The organism is Kribbella sp. NPDC050241 (assembly GCF_044459685.1).
In the GTDB taxonomy this organism is placed as follows: domain Bacteria; phylum Actinomycetota; class Actinomycetes; order Propionibacteriales; family Kribbellaceae; genus Kribbella.
In genome coordinates this window covers 1,111,313-1,130,807 of sequence record NZ_JBITJE010000002.1, presented here as the reverse complement: position 1 = coordinate 1,130,807, position 19,495 = coordinate 1,111,313, and the positions used below count along the sequence as shown (strand labels likewise).

At 68.3% G+C, this 19,495-nt stretch carries 17 protein-coding genes and 1 pseudogene; 10 read left to right on the top strand and 8 right to left on the bottom strand.

The features are described 5' to 3' along the window. From ACIBG5_RS13335 to ACIBG5_RS13320, 4 genes are all read right to left on the bottom strand, one after another. Positions 1-1,263, bottom strand: a complete 1,263-nt coding sequence (locus ACIBG5_RS13335) for an ABC transporter permease (RefSeq protein ID WP_396391792.1) — start codon at positions 1,261-1,263, stop codon at positions 1-3. Then, positions 1,260-2,369 carry an ABC transporter permease gene (locus ACIBG5_RS13330; protein ID WP_396391791.1) on the bottom strand — a complete coding sequence of 370 codons (1,110 nt, stop codon included), beginning with the start codon at positions 2,367-2,369 and terminating at the stop codon, positions 1,260-1,262. The genes ACIBG5_RS13335 and ACIBG5_RS13330 overlap by 4 nt, the downstream gene beginning before the upstream one ends. Then, positions 2,369-3,877 (bottom strand): ABC transporter ATP-binding protein, encoded by a 1,509-nt coding sequence (locus tag ACIBG5_RS13325; RefSeq protein ID WP_396391790.1) that lies wholly within the window; start codon positions 3,875-3,877, stop codon positions 2,369-2,371. Before ACIBG5_RS13325 ends, ACIBG5_RS13330 begins: the two co-directional genes overlap by 1 nt. 115 nt (positions 3,878-3,992) lie before the next feature. Beyond that, positions 3,993-5,054: a BMP family protein gene (locus ACIBG5_RS13320; RefSeq protein ID WP_396391789.1), complete on the bottom strand. Its 1,062-nt coding sequence runs from the start codon at positions 5,052-5,054 to the stop codon at positions 3,993-3,995. A 233-nt stretch (positions 5,055-5,287) separates the two neighbouring features. On the opposite strand from ACIBG5_RS13320, the gene ACIBG5_RS13315 reads away from it, so the two are divergent. Next, on the top strand, positions 5,288-6,475 hold the full coding sequence (locus ACIBG5_RS13315; RefSeq protein ID WP_360438817.1) for an amidohydrolase: 1,188 nt from the start codon (positions 5,288-5,290) through the stop codon (positions 6,473-6,475). A gap of 4 nt (positions 6,476-6,479) precedes the next feature. On the opposite strand, the gene ACIBG5_RS13310 is transcribed toward ACIBG5_RS13315, so the two are convergent. The 3 genes from ACIBG5_RS13310 to ACIBG5_RS13300 all read right to left on the bottom strand — a co-directional run bounded on the left by ACIBG5_RS13310 (position 6,480) and on the right by ACIBG5_RS13300 (position 9,847). Then, positions 6,480-7,490 (bottom strand): hypothetical protein, encoded by a 1,011-nt coding sequence (locus tag ACIBG5_RS13310; RefSeq protein ID WP_396391788.1) that lies wholly within the window; start codon positions 7,488-7,490, stop codon positions 6,480-6,482. Positions 7,491-7,570: 80 nt separating this feature from the next. Continuing rightward, positions 7,571-8,200, bottom strand: coding sequence for a hypothetical protein (locus tag ACIBG5_RS13305; protein WP_396391787.1), 630 nt, complete (start codon positions 8,198-8,200; stop codon positions 7,571-7,573). Between the two features lie 66 nt (positions 8,201-8,266). After that, on the bottom strand, positions 8,267-9,847 hold the full coding sequence (locus ACIBG5_RS13300) for a methylmalonyl-CoA mutase (RefSeq protein ID WP_396391786.1): 1,581 nt from the start codon (positions 9,845-9,847) through the stop codon (positions 8,267-8,269). 116 nt (positions 9,848-9,963) lie between these two features. On the opposite strand from ACIBG5_RS13300, the gene ACIBG5_RS13295 reads away from it, so the two are divergent. The 4 genes from ACIBG5_RS13295 to ACIBG5_RS13280 all read left to right on the top strand — a co-directional run bounded on the left by ACIBG5_RS13295 (position 9,964) and on the right by ACIBG5_RS13280 (position 14,962). Then, positions 9,964-10,980 (top strand): hypothetical protein, encoded by a 1,017-nt coding sequence (locus tag ACIBG5_RS13295; RefSeq protein WP_396391785.1) that lies wholly within the window; start codon positions 9,964-9,966, stop codon positions 10,978-10,980. Between the two features lie 117 nt (positions 10,981-11,097). Beyond that, a complete protein-coding gene (locus tag ACIBG5_RS13290) occupies positions 11,098-12,465 on the top strand; it encodes a hypothetical protein (protein ID WP_396391784.1) in 1,368 nt (455 codons plus the stop codon). 168 nt (positions 12,466-12,633) lie between these two features. Beyond that, positions 12,634-13,746 carry a glycosyltransferase family 4 protein gene (locus ACIBG5_RS13285; protein WP_396391783.1) on the top strand — a complete coding sequence of 371 codons (1,113 nt, stop codon included), beginning with the start codon at positions 12,634-12,636 and terminating at the stop codon, positions 13,744-13,746. Between the two features lie 76 nt (positions 13,747-13,822). After that, the gene (locus ACIBG5_RS13280) at positions 13,823-14,962 is read left to right on the top strand and encodes a glycosyltransferase (protein WP_396391782.1); all 1,140 of its coding nucleotides are present in this window, start codon (positions 13,823-13,825) and stop codon (positions 14,960-14,962) included. A 21-nt stretch (positions 14,963-14,983) separates the two neighbouring features. Here ACIBG5_RS13280 and ACIBG5_RS13275 read toward each other — a convergent pair whose 3' ends face one another. Then, positions 14,984-15,799: an MBL fold metallo-hydrolase gene (locus ACIBG5_RS13275; RefSeq protein ID WP_396391781.1), complete on the bottom strand. Its 816-nt coding sequence runs from the start codon at positions 15,797-15,799 to the stop codon at positions 14,984-14,986. 180 nt (positions 15,800-15,979) lie between these two features. On the opposite strand from ACIBG5_RS13275, the gene sdhC reads away from it, so the two are divergent. The 5 genes and pseudogenes from sdhC to ACIBG5_RS13250 form a co-directional block, all read left to right on the top strand. After that, a complete protein-coding gene (gene sdhC / locus ACIBG5_RS13270; RefSeq protein WP_328526863.1) occupies positions 15,980-16,312 on the top strand; it encodes a succinate dehydrogenase, cytochrome b556 subunit in 333 nt (110 codons plus the stop codon). A gap of 1 nt (position 16,313) precedes the next feature. After that, entirely contained in the window at positions 16,314-16,778 is a 465-nt protein-coding gene (locus tag ACIBG5_RS13265; RefSeq protein ID WP_396391780.1) for a succinate dehydrogenase hydrophobic membrane anchor subunit, read from the top strand. 7 nt (positions 16,779-16,785) lie between these two features. Then, complete coding sequence (gene sdhA, locus ACIBG5_RS13260) at positions 16,786-18,528, top strand: succinate dehydrogenase flavoprotein subunit (RefSeq protein ID WP_396391779.1); 1,743 nt, start codon at positions 16,786-16,788, stop codon at positions 18,526-18,528. Continuing rightward, entirely contained in the window at positions 18,528-19,232 is a 705-nt protein-coding gene (locus ACIBG5_RS13255; protein WP_360438850.1) for a succinate dehydrogenase iron-sulfur subunit, read from the top strand. Before sdhA ends, ACIBG5_RS13255 begins: the two co-directional genes overlap by 1 nt. Before the next feature lie 55 nt (positions 19,233-19,287). Then, positions 19,288-19,452: pseudogene (locus ACIBG5_RS13250) on the top strand (RNA polymerase sigma factor); the annotation flags it as partial. Positions 19,453-19,495: the final 43 nt, after the last annotated feature.

The window sequence follows — 19,495 nt, the reverse complement described above, 5'->3', positions numbered from 1 at the left end:
CTAACCTGCCTGACCGCGTCGATATCTGAGTCCGTCGGCGGCAGGCATCCGGAGCCGCTGGGCGGCCAGCCCGAGCACCAGCAGGGTCGTCACGTACGGCGTCATCCGGGTGAAGTCGGCCGGCACCGTGTCGGTGGTGAAGAACCAGACCGCGAAGCCGACCCCGATCACCAGCGAGGTGGCGGCGGCGATCTTGAGCCCACGCCGGAACTGCAGCACCGCCACGCCCAGCAGGATGACCGCGACCAGGATCAGCAGCGCGTGCACGGCCTCACCACCGGCCCGGAGCTGGAGGGCGTCGGTGTAGCCGAACAGCACAGAACCCATCACCAGACCGCCCGGCCGCCAGTTGCCGAAGATCATCGCTGCCAGGCCGATGTAGCCACGTCCACCGGTCTGCCCGTTCTGGTAGATCCCGGACGAGACGAGCGCGATGAACGCACCACCGCACCCGGCGATCGCACCGGACGTCAGGACGGCGATGACCTTGTAGCGGTACACGTTCACGCCCAGGCTCTCCGCCGCCACCGGGCTCTCACCGCAGGACCGCAGCCGCAGGCCGAACCCCGTCCGCCACAGCAGCAGCGCGCTGCCGACGATCAGGATCACTGCCAGCACAGTCATGCTCGACAGCTCGGTGGTCACGGCGGCCACGAGCGAGGCCAGATCGGAAACGATGAACCAGTGCTTGCCCTGCAATGTCGTCATCGCATCGGAGATCCCGGGAATCGTGATCGACAGCGGGGCGTCCAGCGGTGGCGACTGGGTCGGGCCACCGCCGCGCAGGCCGGAGAACCAGGTGTCGGCGAGGAAGGCGGCCGTGCCGAGCGCGATGATGTTGATCGCGACACCTGAGACAATGTGGTCGACCCCGAAGTACACGGTCGCGAGCGCGTGCAGGGCGGCGCCGATCATGCCGAACACCATCGCGCCGACGATCCCGGCCCACGGGCCGTACCAGTAGCCGAAGTACCCGGCACCGATGGTGCCCAGGATCATCATGCCCTCGAGGCCGATGTTGACCACTCCGGCGCGTTCCGACCACAGACCGGCCAGCGCCGCGAGGGCGATCGGGACCGAGGCGTTGACCGTCTCGCGCATGGTGCCGGCCGAGTCGACCTCGTTGGCGCCGGTCAGCACGCGGACCGCGGAGATGAGCACCACGCCGGCGAGCAGCCAGACCCAGATGCTGATCTGCCGCCGCCGCACGAATGCCTCGGACGGGGGTCCGGCGGGCCGGAGCTCTTCGGGAGCCATCGTCATCGGGTCGCCTCCGGGGTCGCCCCGGCCGGAGCCGAGCTACTGAGTTCCGCTGCCACCTGCCGCTGTTCCAGTGCGTTTCGGTACCGGCGTACCACCTCGTAGGCGATGACGACGGCGAGCACGATGACGCCCTGGCTGATCGCGACGATGTCCGGCGAGACCTGCGCATTGATCTCGAGCAGGTTGCTCTGCTCGGTCAGGTAGGAGAACAGCAGCGCGCCGAACGCGATGCCGATCGGGTTGTTGCGGCCGAGCAGTGCCACCGCGATCCCGGCGAAGCCGATGCCGGCCTGGAAGGTGGTGCCGTAGCTGTGCGAGTTGCCGAACAGCAGCGGCAGCCCGATCAGGCCGGCCACCGCGCCCGAGATCATCAGTGAGACGACGACCATCCGCCGTACGTCGATGCCGCTGGCAACCGCCGCGCTGGCCGACGTGCCGGTGGCCCGGAGCGCGAAGCCGAACTTCGACCGGTTCAGCAGGATGGCGTAGCCGACCCCGCCGAGGAGGGCCAGCAGGGACAGGCCGAGCAGCTCGTTCGGGGCCCCGGGCAACAACTTGAGCCCGGGCATCCAGCTGTCCTTCGGGATCTCCTTGGTGGCCAGGTTGCTGCCGGTCGACACGCCCACTTTTCGGAGCAGGTACGCCGTCAGCGAGAGGGCGATCGCGTTCAGCATGATCGTCGAGATCACCTCGCTGACGCCCCGGGTGACCTTGAGAACACCGGCGATGGAAGCCCAGATCGCGCCGACGAGCATCGCCAGGACGATGGAGACGATCACGTTGATCGGCCCCGGCAACCAGCCCTGGGCGGCGAACACCGCGGCGGCGAAGACCGCCATCTGGTACTGGCCCTCGACACCGATGTTGAACAGGTTCATCCGGAACCCGATCGCGGCCGCCAGGCCGGACAGATACAGGATCGACGCGTTGTTCAGGATGTTGATGATGTTGCGCTCGGCCGGGACCGAGAAGATCGTGCTCAGGAAGCCGGAGACCGAGCTGCCGGCCGCCAGCAGGATCAGGCAGGTGATCACCAGCGAGACGACGATGGCAAGCACCGGCGCGGCCAGCGCCAGGACGATCCGCCGTAGGTCGAGCTTGCCCATCACTCCTCTTCTCCGGCACCGGTCATCGCGGAGCCGAGCTGCTCCGGGGTCACCGTGTCAGGGTCGAATTCGCCGACCAGCCGGCCGCGCAGGATGACCTGGATCTGGTCCGACAGGCCGATCAGCTCGTCCAGGTCGGCGGAGATCAGCAGCACGGCCAGACCTTGCCGCCGGGCGTCGCGGATGTGGTCCCAGATCGCGGCCTGGGCACCGACGTCCACGCCCCGGGTGGGGTGGGACGCGATCAGTAGGACCGGGTCGCCGCTCATCTCCCGGCCGACGATGAACTTCTGCTGGTTACCGCCGGACAGCGCCCGGGCGGTGGTCTCGATCGACGGCGTCCGGACGTCGAACTGGTCGACGATGCGCTGACTGTCCTTGCGGGAGCCGGCCTTGTTGATCCACGGTCCGCGCACGGTCGGCGGGCGGTCCTGGTGGCCGAGGATCCGATTCTCCCAGAGCGGGAAGTCGAGCAGCAGGCCGTGCCGCTGGCGGTCTTCGGGGATGTACCCGATGCCGGCGTTGCGGCGGGCCGCGGTGGACCAGCCGGTGATGTCCTCGGTCCCGAGCAGGACCCGGCCGGAGGTCGCCGGCCGGATTCCCATCACCAGCTCGACCAGTTCGGTCTGGCCGTTGCCCTCGACACCGGCGATGCCGAGCACCTCGCCGCGGTGGATCTGCAACGACACGTCGTCGAGCAGGTTCCGCTCTGCCACGGCCAGCGTCACGTTCTCGACCGCAAGCTGGACGTCGTCGGTGACGGTCGACTCCTCGGTGCTGGGCGAGGGCAGCTCCGAGCCCACCATGAGCTCTGCCAACTGGCGGGCGGTCACGTCCTTCGGCTGGACGGCGGCGACCGTGGTCCCGCGCCGCATCACTGTGACGTCGTCGGCGACCGCGAGCACCTCGTCCAGCTTGTGCGAGATGAACAGCAGCGTGAACCCCTTGGCCTTCAGCTCGCGCAGGTTGCCGAACAGCGCGTCGACCTCCTGGGGCACCAGCACGGCGGTCGGCTCGTCCAGGATGATGATCTTCGCGCCGCGGTAGAGGACCTTGAGGATCTCGATCCGTTGCCGCTGGCCCACACCGAGGTCCTCGACCAGGTGGTCGGGCGACAGGCCGAAGCCGTAGGAATCGGACAGTTCCTTGATCTTGGCCCGGGCCTTGTCGCCGATCCCGTACAGCTTCTCGGCGCCGAGGACGACGTTCTCCAGCACGGTCAGGTTGTCCGCCAGCATGAAGTGCTGGAACACCATGCCGACGCCGTGCTGGATGGCATCGGCCGGCGAGTTCAGGACAATCTCTTCGCCGCCGATCTCGATGGTCCCCTCGTCCGGCTTCTGCACGCCGTACAGGATCTTCATCAACGTCGACTTGCCGGCGCCGTTCTCGCCCACCAGGGCGTGCACCGTGCCGGTCCGGACCTCGATGTCGACGTCGTGATTGGCCACCACACCGGGAAAACTCTTGCCGATTCCCCTCAGCCGGACGGCCATCGTCTGAGTCATGGTGTCGATGTCACACGCTCCCAGATCTGCGGCGACCTCGTTGTCGCCGCGACGAGCCTCGGGCCCGGGCCGCAACGCTACCGCGTCATCGACCCGAGCCCGAGGGTTTCACACGTCAGAGTTTCGACGGTGCCTTGAGCTCGCCGGAGATCAGCTTCGCCTTGTACTCGTCGATCTTGGGGGTCACGTCGTCGAGGAAGCCACCGCTGGTCGCGTACCCGACACCGTCCCGCTTGATGTCGTACAGGTCGTAGCCCGGCTTGGTGGTGCCGTCCTTGAACGCCTTCGCGAAGTCGAAGACGGCCACGTCGACCTTCTTCAACGACGACGTCAGGATGTGCTTCTGCTGCTCGGGCGTCGCGGTCTGGTACTGGTCGGAGTCGACGCCGATCGCCCAGATGCCGTCGGGCTTCGTGCTGACGACGTCGAACAGGCCGCTACCGGACAGGCCGGAGGCGTGGAAGACGATGTCCGCGCCGGCGTCGTACAGCGCGGTGGCGGCAGTCTTCGCCCCGCCCGGGTTCGCGAACGCCTTGTCGTCGCCCTTGTCGGACAGCCACTTCATGTCGACCTTGATGCTCGGGTCGACCGCGGCCACGCCGGCCTTGTAACCGGCCGCGAACGGGTCGATGATCGGTCCCCGGGTACCTCCGATGAAGCCGACGTGCTTCGCCTTGGTCTTGAGACCGGCGGCGACACCGACCAGGAACGAGCCCTGCTCGACCGAGAACACCAGGTTGGTGATGTTCGGGCCCTCGGCGAATCCGTCGACGACCGCGAACTTCTTGTCCGGGTACTCCTTGGCGACCTTGTTCACCTCTTCGGTGTACACGAAGCCCACCGCCACGATCGGGTTGAAGCCCGCCTCGGCCAAGGTGCGCAGCCGCTCTTCCTTCGCGGAGTCAGGCTCCTGTGCGGCAGCCTCGGACTCCTCACAGGTGGCGTCCAACTCGTCGAGGGACTTCTTCACACCGGCCGCGGCCAGGTCGTTGAAGGAATGGTCACCACGGCCGCCGATGTCGTAGGCCAGGCCGATCTTGGGACCCGCCCCGGACTTGTCGGCGCACAGTTCGTCGCTCCCCCCGGAGGCAGCCGCGTCCTCGTTCTTTTTCGCACAGCCCGCCAAGATCAGCGCCACTGTGATGGCGACCGCCGCCAACTTGCTCGTGTGCCGCAAGATGCCTCCTCGATCCCTGATCGCCCCGTGCAGGCGTTCGCAGCGAAACGATAGACCCGGCGAGACCCCCCAGCCACTGACGATGCGTCACTGAAATGCTCGTTACTCAATCGTAGTTTCGGTGGTGACGCTCAGCCAGAACGCCGACGCGGCGGGTGAGGTGGCGCTGACCGGATCGGTCCGGTGCCTGAGCCCGGGCCGTTGTTCCGCCGCTGCGATGCGAGAATTCCCCAATGACCATTTCGCAGCAGCTGCTGCTCAGCGACCTGCAGAGCCGTGTCGCCGCAGTCCGGGACGAGATCGTGACCGTACGTCGCGACCTGCACGCGCACCCGGAGCTCGGCTGGCACGAGGTGCGGACCACCGAGCTGATCCGGCAGCGGCTGGTGGCAGCCGGACTGTCCCCGCAAGTGCTGCCGACGGGCACCGGTCTGATCTGCGACATCGGCTCCGGCGACACTTGCGTCGCGCTTCGCGCCGACATCGACGCCCTGCCGGTGACGGAGGGTGTCGATTCCCCTTTTCGGTCGACGTACGAAGGCGTGGCGCACGTCTGCGGTCATGACGTCCACACGGCGATCCTGATCGGCGCCGCCGAGGTGCTCGCACGGATGGCCGCCGACGGGCTGCTGCCCCACCGCGTCCGGCTGATCTTCCAGCCGGCTGAGGAGGTCATGCCCGGTGGCGCGCTCGGTGTGATCGCGGCCGGCGGTCTGGAAGGGGTACGACGGATCTACGGCCTGCACTGTGATCCCCGACTGCAGGTCGGGCAGGTCGGGCTCCGGGTCGGTGCGCTGACGGCAGCGTCGGACCGTGTCCTGGTCCGGCTGACCGGCGAAGGCGGTCACACCTCCCGGCCCCACCTCACCGGCGATCTGGTCTACGCCCTGTCCACCCTGGTCACCGAGCTACCGGCCGCGTTGTCGCGCCGCGTCGACCCGCGGGCCGGCCTGTCACTGGTCTGGGGCCGGATCACCGCCGGCTCGGCCGCGAACGCCATACCGTCCCGTGGTGAGGCCGAAGGCACCGTGCGGTGCCTGGACGTCAGCGCCTGGAAGCTGGCCGCCGATCTGATCCCCCTACTGGCGGAGCAGTTGATCGCTCCGTACGGCGTCGAGGTCAGCACCGAGGTCACACACGGCGTACCCCCGGTCATGAACGATGCGGAGGCGATCGCGGTGTTCCAGCGTGCGGTCAGCGAGGCGATCACGCCCGACGCGGTGGCCGCGACCGATCAGAGTCTGGGCGGCGAGGACTTCGCCTGGTACCTCGAGCATGTTCCGGGAGCGATGGCCCGGCTGGGGGTTCGTCCCCTCGGTGTGGACGCGGCCGCCGACCTGCACACGCCCGGCTTCTGCCCGGACGAGGACGCCATCACCGTCGGGATGACGGTTCTGGCGTCCTGCGCCCTCTTGGACTGAAGGCTCAGCGGTTCGGAACCTGAACCTCGACAACCGGAACGTTGACGGTGGTCGAGTGGTAGACCTCCGGCAGCGCCGCGCCGGAGCCGTCGTTACCGGACCAGGTGCCGCCCCAGGTGGTGCTGGCGGTCACCGGCCAGCCGGCGTTCGACCGGTCGAACGAGATCGTGCAGGCCGAGCCCTCGGAGGCACCCGAGCCGTACGCGTACTTGGCCTGGTTGACCGAGCACGACGTGGAACCGGCCGGTGAGGTGAAGGCGACACCGTTGCTCTGCGCATCCAGCGTCACCGTCGTGTTCCCGGCGGTGGCGGTCAGGTGCAGCTTGCCGTCGTCGGCGAGCGCGGTGGCCGGGTTGGTCACCCAGAACCAGGTCGGCACGTTCACCAGTGTGGCGCCGCCGTTCCCTGTGACCTTCGGGTTGCGGTCGATGGCCGGGTCGGTCAGCCCCTGCTGGGCGACGTCCCACAACGAGGTGGCCAGATCCTCCGGCGCGACATACGGCTCCGGCACCTGGCCGTCGACGAACGCCGCGAAGCCGATGCCGATCTCGGTGCCGTAGTAGTTGCCGCCGGACTTGGTGTAGCCCTCGTCAACACCGTTGTGGCCCTGCTGGCACCGCAGGCTGTACCAGCGGTACTTCGCTCCGTTCTTCGCTGCTTCCGTCACCCGCTTCACCTCGTCGGCGTCCGGTATCGACAGCCGGCCAGCCGCGGCGTGCCCGCTCAGCAGCGGGATCGACTCGTCGTAGAACTTCTGGAAGCCCTCGGGCGTGGTCGCGTCGTTCCCCCCGATGTCGGGGTTGTACAGCTCCCACCAGCAGGTCGGCGCGACGGCCAGCGACGTACCGCCGCTCTTCACGACGCCGCCGGAGTCGCTGGTGATCGTCACGCTGACCGAGATCTTGTAGCCACCGTCACCGGACTGCTCGAGCCCTCCGCCGGCGTGCGCCGGCGCGGCCGTGACCGCCGCCGCTGCAAGTCCCGCCAGGGCGGTGGCGAATACTGTGCGCTTCATGGCAAAACTCTCCCCAGTTTCTGGTGGTACCACACGATCGAGACGTGGGTTCTGACGTTCTATGACGCGGATCGGTTGCGTCAATGGCAGGGCCTGTCGCCACCGAAGGTGATCGTCTTGACCAGCCAGATCTTCCCGCCGCCCAGTTCGAGCGTGCTGGTGATGTTGTAGAACGACTTCGGCGCGCTGAGCGGTTTGCCCTTCGCGTCCACGTCGACCGTGGTGTTCACCATGCAGGAGGTCAGCGTCGCGGCCGACCCGCGCGCGGTCACCTTGGGGACGTCAACCCAGACCTCGCCGACCGTGTGCTGGCCGCGACTGCGCAGTCCCGCGACGTCGGACCGAACGGCGTTCAGCGCGGCCCCGGTCGCGGTCTTACCCAGTGCGTCGAGGTCCACCTGGACCTTGTGGTACGCCGTCAGCCGGACCTCGATGTACTTGATGAACGCGTCCGCGGCAGCCTTGTCCGAGGTCGACGCCGCCACGACCTTGCGCCGGTGCACCGCGATCGTGTTCGGCGGGCCGCCGCTGGACGACCCTTCGGTCGGAGTCGCGGACGTCTCGCCCATCGTTGTACTGGCACTGGTCGGCCCGCTCGAGTCCGAGCCGAGCGTCGGCAGCCCGCCACCCTCGTCGTCGCCAGGGCCGCAACCGGCGGACATCAGCAAGCCCAGCACCACCCCGACGACCGCCATACCTCGACGCCCCATCCCCAACCCCTCTCGACCCGCAGGTCCACTCAACGCTAGCGTTCGAGCGGACCATATCGGCTGGAGTCAGAAGGTGTCAGCGGGGACGTAGACACCCCACACATCCCTGAGGGTGTCGCAGACTTCGCCCACGGTCGCTCGGGACTTGAGGGCCCGTTTCATCGGGTAGAGGCAGTTCGCGTTGCCTTCGGCCGCCGTCTTCAGGGCAGCCAGGGCCTCGTCGACGGCCGGCTGGTCGCGTTCGGCGCGGAGCTTGGCCAGGCGTTCGACCTGCTGGGCCTCGATCGCGGGGTCGACCCGGAGCGGTTCGTACGGCTCTTCCTCGGCGATCCTGAACTTGTTCATCCCAACGACGACACGCTCGGCCGAGTCGATCTCCAGCGCGATCGCGTACGCCGACCGCTCGATCTCCTGCTTCTGGAAGCCCTTCTCGATCGCGGCCACCGCACCGCCGTACTCCTCGACCTGATCCATCAACTCGACCGCGGCCGCCTCCACCTCGTCGGTCAGCGACTCGACGACGTACGAGCCGGCGAACGGGTCGACGGTGGCAGTCACATCGGTCTCGTAGGCGAGCACCTGCTGGGTGCGCAGCGCGAGCCGGGCCGCCTTCTCGGTCGGCAGCGCGATCGCCTCGTCGTACGAGTTGGTGTGCAGCGACTGCGTCCCACCGAGTACGGCGGCCAGTCCCTGAACGGCGACCCGGACCAGGTTGACCTCGGGCTGCTGCGCGGTGAGCTGGACGCCCGCGGTCTGGGTGTGGAACCGCAGCATCATCGACTTCGGGTTCTTGGCGCCGAACTCGTCCCGCATCACCCGGGCCCAGATCCGCCGGGCGGCACGGAACTTCGCCACCTCCTCGAGCAGCGTGGTCCGGGCGACGAAGAAGAACGACAGCCGGGGCGCGAACTCGTCCACGTCGAGGCCGGACGCGACCGCGGCCCGGACGTACTCGATCCCGTCCGCGAGCGTGAAGCCGATCTCCTGCGCGGGCGTCGCGCCGGCCTCGGCCATGTGGTAGCCGGAGATCGAGATCGTGTTCCAGCGCGGCAGTTCCGCCTTGCAGTAGGCGAAGATGTCGCTGATCAGCCGCAGCGACTCCTTCGGCGGATAGATGTAGGTGCCGCGGGCGATGTACTCCTTCAGTACGTCGTTCTGGATCGTTCCGGTGAGCTTGTCACCGGCGACGCCCTGCTCCTCGGCGACGAGTTGGTACAGCAGCAGGAGCACCGAGCCGGGAGCGTTGATGGTCATCGAGGTGGACACCTGGTCCAGCGGGATCCGGTCGAACAGCACCCGCATGTCGTCGATCGAGTCGATCGCCACGCCGACCTTGCCGACCTCGCCGTGCGCGATCGGGGCATCGGAGTCGTAGCCCATCTGGGTGGGCAGGTCGAACGCGACCGACAGGCCCATGGTGCCGTGGTCGATCAGCTGGTGGTACCGCTGGTTCGACTCCGCCGCGGTACCGAACCCGGCGTACTGGCGCATGGTCCACGGCCGCTCGGTGTACATCGTCGGGTACACACCCCGGGTGAATGGGAACTTCCCCGGCTCCCCCAGCTTGCTACCCGGCTCGAACCCGTCCAGCACCTCCGGCCCGTACACCGGCGCGAACTCGAACCCCGACTCACTCCGATGACTCATCTCCCCACGGTAGGCCGAACCACGCTCCCACTGGTATGCACCAGCGCACGCCACGGATGTGGGGTGAAGCACAGAGGTGCGCTACAGTCGCGCGCCTCCCCTGGAAGGATCCACAGATGTCGCTGCACCGTCCTGCACCGGCTCCCCCACCCACGATCCACCGCCCGGCCCGCCGGCGGCGCCGGCCTGCCGTCCTCTCCGGAGTCCTGGCCGCAGTGCTCGTGGTCGCTGTCGTCGCGGTGATCCTGGTATGGCGCAGCGGCGACACGGCAACCACCGGCGCGGCCGACTCCCAGCTCCTGCTGGCCGACGGGGTGACCGCGGGGGGCTCGATCACCGGCCAGGCGCGCACCCTTGCGGACGCGCTGACCGAGCGCGGCCTCGAGTGCAGCGCGCGCTTCACCAGCGCGGAAGGCGGACACTCCGGCTGCTTCGCGTATCGATCGGCAAGCCGGACGACGTCCTCGGTCGCCTTCCAGTACGAGCCGGACGGCACCGTCACAGCGTTCGCCCTCAAGGTCAGGGCGACCGGCGACACTGCGTCGGCGCTGCGGTCTCTGGCCGCCGCCGTTGGAGACGTCGTCTTCCCCGCGGATCTGACGAATGTGGGCGTCGTACTGCAGAACTGGGGCGGCGCGCCCGAAGGGACATGGGGCAAGTACGAGATCATCAGCCGGGGTCCGAAGACGCAGGTCAACGGGGCGAAGCTCGGCAGCAGCCAGCTCGAGGTTCCGGTCCTGCACCTCGACACCACCGAGCCCGATCTCGCGAAGGCCCTCACCGCCGATGGGTACACCTGCACTGCCGACAACGAGACCTGTCAGGGCAAGTACGCCGGACGGCCCGGCCTCGCGCTCAAGTTCTCCGGACCGGACACCGGCATCACGTATCTCGTCGCCACCGCCGCGACCGGCGCGACAACCGGCAAGGCCTTCGAGCAACTACGGACCACCGCCTTCGGGCACCTCCAAGGTGACGCCGTCGCACCCGTGCAGGACTGGGTTTCGCGGCATCTCGACGGACGCTCGCACATCGCCTACGTGGCCGGCTGGCGGGTCGACCTCGAAGTAACCCCCGGCCGGCAGATCCGCCTGACCCTCTTCAATGAGGAGATCTGGCTCGTCATGTCCTGAGCAACGACGAGGCTGGCGCTCGATCAGCACCGGAGACCGTTTGCCGCGTGGCGGGATTGGTTCTAGGCTGTGGCGGCTTCGGGGGAAGAGGTTTCCGCCTACCTACCCGGAGTTTTGATGCGCGCGCGTGGACTGGCCCTCGGGGGCCTGGCTCTGATCATCTCGACGTCGGTCGGCGTGGTCGTCGCCGGACCGAGCTCGGCGGACGAGCCGGTGCTGGTGAAGAGTGTCGGGACCCAGCTACCGGTGCAGGACCTCCGCGCGATGGAGCTCGACGAAGCGCGTGGCCGCCTGTACTTCGCGCAAGGCGCCGGCAGCACCCTCCCACTCGTGGTCACCGACCTGGACGGCGCGCTGCAGAAGAAGCTGACCGCGGTGACCGGCGCCTCCGACGTGGTTCTCAGCAACGACCACCAGCAGGTCCTCGTGACCCAGGACTACGACCGCGTGACCGCGCTGGACGCCGACACATTGGAGCCTTCGGCAACGTACGACGCACCGAAGGGCGCCTGCGTCTACAGCGCCGAACCGGCCGGGGACAAGATCGTCGCCGCCTTCCTGGACTGCGGTCTCGGCACGTCCGGCCTGCTGATCTGGTCCGCGCCCGGGACCACCGCGACGGTGTACACCGAAGGCCCGAACTACCACCCGATCATCGCCGGGGCGGCCAACGGACTGCTCGTCGCCGGCGACACCGGATACTCGCCGGTCACGACGTACGTCATCGACGTCTCCGGCGCCACACCGACCATCGTCAGCCGGCGCGAGAACACCGGCGAGAACCTGGTCGACTACGCCGTCAGCCCCGACGGCACCGAGGTCGTCGAGACCGTCGGCTACCCGTACGAGCACCACTCGTACAAGCTCCCCGACCTGTCCGACGCCACGGTGTACCCGAGCGGCGCCTACCCGGCCGACGCTGCCTGGTCCCGCGACAGCTCGACGGTCGCCGTCGGTCGCTCCAGCACCGCCTCCAACGACGCCGACGTGCTGTTCTACGCCAAAGGCAGCACAACCCCGACGTACGCCGTCGATTTCCGCAGCAGCGACGAACTCTGGAAGGGCACCCTGCTGCTCAACTCCACCGGCACCCGGGCCTGGGCGGTCACGTACGACGACACGTATCAGAACGTGCAGCTCCTGCACTCCTTCGGCCCGGCTCACCCGCCGAAGGCGCCGATCACCGACATCCATGTCACGGCACGCACCGGCTCCGGCAAGGACAAGTCCACCGCGTCCGTCACCGTCACGTGGACGTCGCCGTACTCGCGTCCCGGAAGCTCCACCAACCAGCAGTTCCTGCAGCTCTACGCCACCCCGGCCGGCTCGACCGCCCGCCTCATCGGCAACCCCGAGCTGACGTCGGCGGGCAGCTTCACCGCCACCTACGCCCTCCCGCGCGGAACCACCACGTTCACCGCCCACTACAAGGACTTCGAGAACTGGTACCCGGAGGCCACTGTCACCACCACGATCACCCGCTGACCGCGGTGGTGCCCCGTTGTTCACGGGGCACTCACCAAATGCAGCCCCGTGGTCACGTAGCCGTCACCCGGCGGCCCTGCAGCCGTCGACAGGGCATCCACACGGTGTTACGAAGCTGTCGCCGAGGGTTCATGCGCGGTGGGGAACCTCACAGCTGTGAGGATCGTGATGGTGGCTGAGACCTTCCTGCCGCAGATCAATGGCGTGGCGAACACGGCTCGCCACGTCGCCGATCGGCTGCGTGCCCGCGGGCACGAGCTGCTGATCATTGCCCCCGGCCCCGGTCCGGACAGCTACGCCGACGTGCCGGTGATCCGGGCCCGCAGCTTCCGGACCCCTGGGTACAAGGAGTTCCCGGTCGGCCTGCCCGATCCGTCGATCGAACGGGCGATGGCCGACTTCAGCCCCGATCTGGTCCACGTCGCGTCGCCGTTCATCATCGGCGCCTACGGGCTGCGCGCGGCGCGCCGGCTGGGGCTGCCGACGGTGGCGATCTTCCAGACCGACATCGCCGGGTTCGCCCGCCAGTACCCCTGGTTCGCCGCCGCAGACCGCGGGATCTGGCGCTGGGTACGGCGTACCCACTCGCGGGCCGATCGCACCCTGGCACCCTCCACCGCGTCGGTGGAGGCGCTGGTGCAGGGCGGCGTACCGCGGGTCCATCTGTGGGGCCGCGGCGTGAACCTGGACCTCTTCGACCCCGGTCACCGCGACGAGAACTGGCGCCGGGAGATCTCCCCGGACGGCAAGCCGATCGTCGGATACGTCGGCCGGCTGGCCGCGGAGAAGAAGGTCCGCCGGCTCGCCGAGCTGACCGGCCTGGACTGCCGGATCGTCGTCGTCGGCGACGGGCCGGACCGCGCGTCGCTGGAACACTCCTTGCCCAGCGCAACCTTCCTGGGGATGCGCCGGGGTGCCGACCTGGCCTCGATCTTCGCCGGGCTGGACGTCTTCGTGCACACGGGCGAACACGAGACGTTCTGCCAGACGATCCAGGAGGCGCAGGCCTCCGGCGTGGCCACCGTCGGCCCGGCCGCGGGAGGCCCGCTCGACCTGATCCACCCGGGCGAGAACGGCCTGCTCTTCCAGCCCGGCCGGCCCGGATCGCTGCGCCAGGCGGTCAGGACGCTGCTCGATCACCCCACGGCTCGCGACCGGATGGCCGCCAGCGGCCTCGAACGCGTGCAGTCCCGGACCTGGCCGGCGGTGGTCGACGATCTGGTCGACCGGCACTACGCCGAGGTCCTGCGCGAGGCGGCGGCCGTACGGCGGGTCGCATGAGCGAGCGGAGCGAGCTCATCAGAAAGCACAGTCGGATTCGCGCCTCATCGGCGCCCGGAGCGAAGCGAGGACGCCGATGAGCTCGCTGAGGATCGCCCAGCTGGCCAACTTCGTCGGGCCGACGTCCGGTGGGATGCGGACCGCGATCGAGCACCTCGGCCAGGGGTACGTCGAGGCCGGCGCCGAGCGGATCGTGATCACCCCGGGCGAGAGGGACGTCGCGATCGACACCGAGTTCGGCACGGTGGTCCGGACGAAGGCCCTGAAGATCGCCGGCGGGTACCGCCTCATCACCGATCCCTGGAAGGTGATCGAGACGCTCGAGCGGTTCCGGCCGACCACCGTGGAGATCTCGGACAAGTCCACGTTGCTGCCGGTCGCGCGCTGGGCCCGCAAGAACGACATCGGCTCGGTGTTGTTCAGCCACGAACGCCTGGACGCGATGCTGTCGTTGTACACCGCCCGGCCGCGGCGGCTCGGCGGTGAAGGAGCGCAGTACCGCCAGGGCGTCATCGCCGGCGTGGGCGCGCTGTACAAGATCCTGAGCCGCACGTACGACGCGGTCGTGGTGACGTCGCGGTACGCCGCGGCCGAGTTCGATGAGGTGACGACGCCACTGGTCCGGATCCCGCTCGGGGTCGACCTGGACACGTTCCATCCGTCACTGGCCGAGCCGGTGGACGACGGAGTACTCAAGCTGGTCCACGCCGGGCGGCTGTCCCGTGAGAAGAGCCCGCACCTGGCGGTCGCCACCGCGGCCGAGCTGCATCGCCGCGGGGTGAACCTGCGCATGGACGTCTACGGCTCGGGCCCTCACCTGGACGAACTGGTCGCGATCGCCGGTGACGCCCCGGTCATCTTCCACGGGTACGTCGACGGCCGCCGGCGACTGGCGACCCACCTGGCCGAGGCGGATATCGCGTTGTCCGTCTGCCCCGGCGAGACCTTCGGCCTGGCCGTCCTGGAGGCGCTCGCCGCCGGTACGCCGGTCGTCACGGCGAACACCGGCGGTGCGCGCGAACTGGTCGACGAGACCTGCGGCCGCTGGGCCTCGGCGAACCCGGTCGCGCTGGCGGACGCCGTACTCGAACTGGCGAAGCTGCCCGGCCGCAGAGCAGCAGCCCGTCGCCGGGCCGAGCTCTACGACTGGGACTCCTGCATCCGCCACATGCTCGCCCTCCACACCCGGCTGGGCCAGGCGCGTCTTGCGGCTTAGGCTCGATCCACGGATCGAGGCTTAGGTCAGGTGGTCGTAGTCGCCGCGGACCCACGCTGCGTGGCGATCGGCCGACCGGCGTACGACGGCCTTCGCGTCGACCGGGATCGACGCACCGAAGTTGTTGTAGAGCCGGTCGTACTCGAACGGGTCGAGTGCACGGGCGACCCGGTCCACGACCGCGCCCGACAGCGGAATCCGGTTCGGATAGCTGCGCATGAAGCTGACCGACGTACGGTCCGGATTGGCGAAGATCGTGTCCCCGGACAGGATCACACCCTTGCCCTCGGCACCTTCCGCCCAGTGCACCACCGCACTGCCCGGGAAATGCCCACCCGGCTGGATCACCGTCACTCCGGGCAACGGGTTCAGCTTGCCCGACCAGGTCCGGATCACCGGGTCCTGCCGGGCCACCCACTCCGCGTCCGGCTCGGACACGTACACCGGCACGTCACCGAGCCGGTGGCTCCACTCGACCTGGACGCCGTACATGTGCGGGTGGCTCGCGATGATCCCGGCCACCTCGCCCCGTTCGCGGATCCGCCGGACCGCGTCGTCGTCGACGTACCCGATCGGGTCCCAGAGCAGGCTGCCGTCCGGGGTCACCAGCAGCATCGACTGCTGGCCGATCCCGGCCGGCGGCTTCGACCGGACGCCGTACAGGTTCGGCTCGACCTCGTCGATGGTCACCTCGGTGCCGGCCGCGGCCAACTCCTCCAGCGTGGTCCAGTGCTGGCCGTCGGCCGGCACCCACTGCCGCTCGTCGGCGCAGATCGCGCAGACCTCCACTTGTTCGGAGTGCTCCACCGCACAGGTCGCGCAGATCCAGAAACTCACCGTGTTCTCCCCTCAGTCGGCCGACGCGACCGATCTCACACGCATCGCGATCGATGTCACATCTGTCAGTACATTTCACCGCAAGCAGCGGGTCTAGCATCAAGACGACCTGGTGTTCGCGACAAGGAGGATCTGGTGCCCAGCAAACCAGCCGGCACGCTGTATCGCGGCCGGGAGGGCATGTGGTCATGGGTCGCGCACCGGATCACCGGCGTGGGGATCTTCTTCTTCCTGCTGGTGCACGTGCTCGACACCGCGCTGGTGCGGGTGTCCCCGGAGGCCTACAACGAGGTCATCGGCACCTACAAGAACCCGATCGTCGGCCTGCTCGAGGTCGGTCTGGTGGCGGCGATCCTGTTCCACGCCTTCAACGGCATCCGGCTCATCCTGGTGGACTTCTGGGCCAAGGGCCCGCGCTACCAGCGGCAGCTGATGATCGGCGTCGGGGTGATCTGGGTGGTGCTGTTCGTGCCGTTCGTGATCCGGCACCTGACCCACGTGTTCGGGGGCTGAGATGCCGGAAACCCCAGGGATCGCGGCTCCTCGCTCGAGCTCCCGCTCCCGCTCGCTGAAGGGCGGCGGCCGGAACCGCTCCGGGCAGACCAACTTCGAGCTGTACAGCTGGCTGTTCATGCGGCTGTCCGGCCTGGCCCTGGTCGTCCTCGTGCTCGGCCACCTGTTCGTGAACCTGATGCTCGGCGGCGGCATCACCGCGCTGGACTTCGGTTTCGTGGCCGGCAAGTGGGCCAACCCGCTGTGGCAGGTCTGGGACCTGCTGATGCTGTGGCTGGCCATGCTGCACGGCACCAACGGGCTGCGCACGATCATCAACGACTACGCCGAGAAGGACCAGACCCGGTTCTGGCTCAAGGCCTTGCTGATCATGGCGGCGCTCGTCATCGTCGTACTGGGCACCTTGGTGATCTTCACGTTCGACCCCTGCCTCGACCCCAGCAGCACGCTGACGGTCTGTAAGTAAGGACGTTATGCAACAGCATCAGTACGACGTGATCATCGTCGGCGCGGGTGGAGCGGGGATGCGCGCCGCCCTCGAGTCCAGCAAACGGACCCGGACCGCGGTGCTCACCAAGCTCTATCCGACCCGGTCCCACACCGGCGCGGCCCAGGGCGGCATGTGCGCCGCGCTGGCCAACGTCGAGGAGGACAACTGGGAGTGGCACACCTTCGACACGGTCAAGGGTGGCGACTTCCTGGTCGACCAGGACGCGGCAGAGGTGATGTGCCGCGAGGCGGTCGACGCCGTCCTCGACCTGGAGAAGATGGGCCTGCCGTTCAACCGGACCGCCGAGGGCAAGATCGACCAGCGGTTCTTCGGCGGCCACACCCGCAACCACGGCGAGGCCGTCGTCCGGCGGTCCTGCTTCGCGGCCGACCGCACCGGCCACATGATCCTGCAGACGCTGTACCAGCAGTGCATCAAGCAGAACGTCGAGTTCTTCAACGAGTACTACGTTCTCGACCTGCTAATGACCGACGGCAAGGCCAGCGGTGTGGTCGCCTACGAACTGGCCACCGGGGAGCTGCACGTGTTCTCGGCCAAGTCGGTGATCTTCGCCTCCGGCGGCTTCGGCAAGGTGTTCCGGACCACGTCGAACGCGCACACGCTGACCGGCGACGGGATGGGCATCGTCTGGCGCAAGGGCCTGCCGCTGGAGGACATGGAGTTCTTCCAGTTCCACCCGACCGGCCTGGCCGGTCTCGGCGTACTCCTGTCCGAGGCGGCCCGCGGCGAGGGTGGCATCCTGCGGAACAAGGACAACGAGCGGTTCATGGAGCGGTACGCCCCGACCGTGAAGGACCTGGCGCCGCGGGACATGGTCGCCCGGGCGATGGCCAACGAGGTCCGCGAGGGCCGCGGCTGCGGCCCGGACGGCGCGTACGTGATGCTCGACCTGACCCACCTGGAGCCCGCGCACATCGACGCGAAGCTGCCCGACATCACGGAGTTCGCCCGGACGTACCTGGGCGTCGAGCCGTACACCGAGCAGATCCCGGTGTTCCCGACCGCGCACTACGCGATGGGCGGCATCCCGACCAACATCAAGGGTGAGGCGCTGGCCACCAACGACGACGTGATCCCGGGCCTGTACGCCGCGGGCGAGGTCGCCTGCGTGTCCGTCCACGGCGCGAACCGCCTGGGCACGAACTCGCTGCTCGACATCAACGTGTTCGGCCGGCGCGCGGGCATCGCCGCCGCGGAGTACGCCGCCACGGCCGTCTTCGAGGAGTTGCCGGACGACCCCTCGGCGTACGTCGTCGAACTGGTCGAAGGGCTGCGCAACTCCACCGGCGAGGAGCGGATCGCGGCGATCCGGTCCGACCTGCAGGCGACGATGGACCTGAACGCGCAGGTGTACCGGACCGAGGGCTCGCTGAAACAGGCGCTGGCCGACATCGAGGCGCTCAAGCTGCGGTTCGCATCCGTCGGCGTGCAGGACAAGGGCAAGCGGTTCAACACCGACCTGCTAGAGGCCGTCGAGCTCGGCTTCCTGCTCGACCTGGCCGAGGTGCTGGTGGTGTCCGCGCTGGCCCGCACGGAGTCGCGCGGCGGTCACTTCCGGGAGGACTACGCCACCCGCGACGACGTCAACTTCATGCGGCACACGATGGCCTACCGCGAGCTCGATGCCGAAGGCAACATCAACATCAGGCTCGACTACAAACCGGTCATCCAGACCCGGTACAAGCCGATGGAGCGCAAGTACTGATGGACGTCAAGGTCAAGATCCTCCGGTACAACCCCGAGGTCCTCGACGAGGCGGAGTGGAAGACGTACTCCGTCAGCCTGCAGCCGACCGACCGGGTGCTGGACGCGCTGCACAAGATCAAGTGGGAGCAGGACGGCACGCTGACGTTCCGGCGGTCCTGCGCGCACGGCGTCTGCGGCTCGGACGCGATGCGGATCAACGGCCGCAACCGGCTGGCCTGCAAGACGCTGATCAAGGACCTGAACCCGGAGAAGGAGATCACCGTCGAGCCGATCAAGGGCCTGCCGGTACTCAAGGACCTGGTCGTTGACATGGAGCCGTTCTTCGACGCGTACCGCGCGGTGATGCCGTTCCTGGTCACCAGCGGCCACGAGCCGACCCGGGAGCGGATCCAGTCGCAGGCCGACCGGGACCGCTTCGACGACACCACCAAGTGCATCCTCTGCGCCGCCTGTACGACGTCCTGCCCGGTGTTCTGGTCCGACGGCCAGTATTTCGGCCCGCAGGCGATCGTCGGCGCGCACCGGTTCATCTTCGACAGCCGCGACGAGGGCACCGAGCAGCGGCTGGAGATCCTGAACGACAAGGAAGGCGTCTGGCGCTGCCGGACCACGTTCAACTGCACCGACGCCTGCCCGCGCGGCATCGAGGTCACCAAGGCGATCCAGGAGGTCAAGCGCGCACTGATCTTCCGCCGGGTGTGAGCTAGCTCACATTCACCAACCAACCTCTGTCCCCCATCAGTCGTGGGGGCAGAGGTTGGTTCCTGTCTGGGGGAGGTGTCAGGAAGGCCTGCGTGAGCTGTACGACGGTTGCTACCGTCGGCTGGTCACCCAGCTCTACGCGTTGTGCGGCAGCCTCGGCGAGACCGAGGACGCCGTGCAGGAGGCGTTCGTCCGCGCGGTCGAGAAGCCGCATCGCTTCGCCAAAGGTCGACAACCCGGAAGCCTGGCTGCGCACTGTCGCG

Coding starts and splice junctions, on each gene's coding strand:
- ACIBG5_RS13265 (WP_396391780.1), top strand. CDS start 16,314: ATGCCGGAAACCCCAGGGATCGCGGCTCCTCGCTCGAGCTCCCGCTCC.
- ACIBG5_RS13305 (WP_396391787.1), bottom strand. CDS start 8,200: ATGGGGCGTCGAGGTATGGCGGTCGTCGGGGTGGTGCTGGGCTTGCTG.
- sdhA (WP_396391779.1), top strand. CDS start 16,786: ATGCAACAGCATCAGTACGACGTGATCATCGTCGGCGCGGGTGGAGCG.
- ACIBG5_RS13330 (WP_396391791.1), bottom strand. CDS start 2,369: ATGGGCAAGCTCGACCTACGGCGGATCGTCCTGGCGCTGGCCGCGCCG.
- ACIBG5_RS13290 (WP_396391784.1), top strand. CDS start 11,098: ATGCGCGCGCGTGGACTGGCCCTCGGGGGCCTGGCTCTGATCATCTCG.
- ACIBG5_RS13285 (WP_396391783.1), top strand. CDS start 12,634: ATGGTGGCTGAGACCTTCCTGCCGCAGATCAATGGCGTGGCGAACACG.
- ACIBG5_RS13335 (WP_396391792.1), bottom strand. CDS start 1,263: ATGACGATGGCTCCCGAAGAGCTCCGGCCCGCCGGACCCCCGTCCGAG.
- ACIBG5_RS13325 (WP_396391790.1), bottom strand. CDS start 3,877: ATGACTCAGACGATGGCCGTCCGGCTGAGGGGAATCGGCAAGAGTTTT.
- ACIBG5_RS13255 (WP_360438850.1), top strand. CDS start 18,528: ATGGACGTCAAGGTCAAGATCCTCCGGTACAACCCCGAGGTCCTCGAC.
- sdhC (WP_328526863.1), top strand. CDS start 15,980: ATGTGGTCATGGGTCGCGCACCGGATCACCGGCGTGGGGATCTTCTTC.
- ACIBG5_RS13280 (WP_396391782.1), top strand. CDS start 13,823: ATGAGCTCGCTGAGGATCGCCCAGCTGGCCAACTTCGTCGGGCCGACG.
- ACIBG5_RS13310 (WP_396391788.1), bottom strand. CDS start 7,490: ATGAAGCGCACAGTATTCGCCACCGCCCTGGCGGGACTTGCAGCGGCG.
- ACIBG5_RS13315 (WP_360438817.1), top strand. CDS start 5,288: ATGACCATTTCGCAGCAGCTGCTGCTCAGCGACCTGCAGAGCCGTGTC.
- ACIBG5_RS13295 (WP_396391785.1), top strand. CDS start 9,964: ATGTCGCTGCACCGTCCTGCACCGGCTCCCCCACCCACGATCCACCGC.
- ACIBG5_RS13300 (WP_396391786.1), bottom strand. CDS start 9,847: ATGAGTCATCGGAGTGAGTCGGGGTTCGAGTTCGCGCCGGTGTACGGG.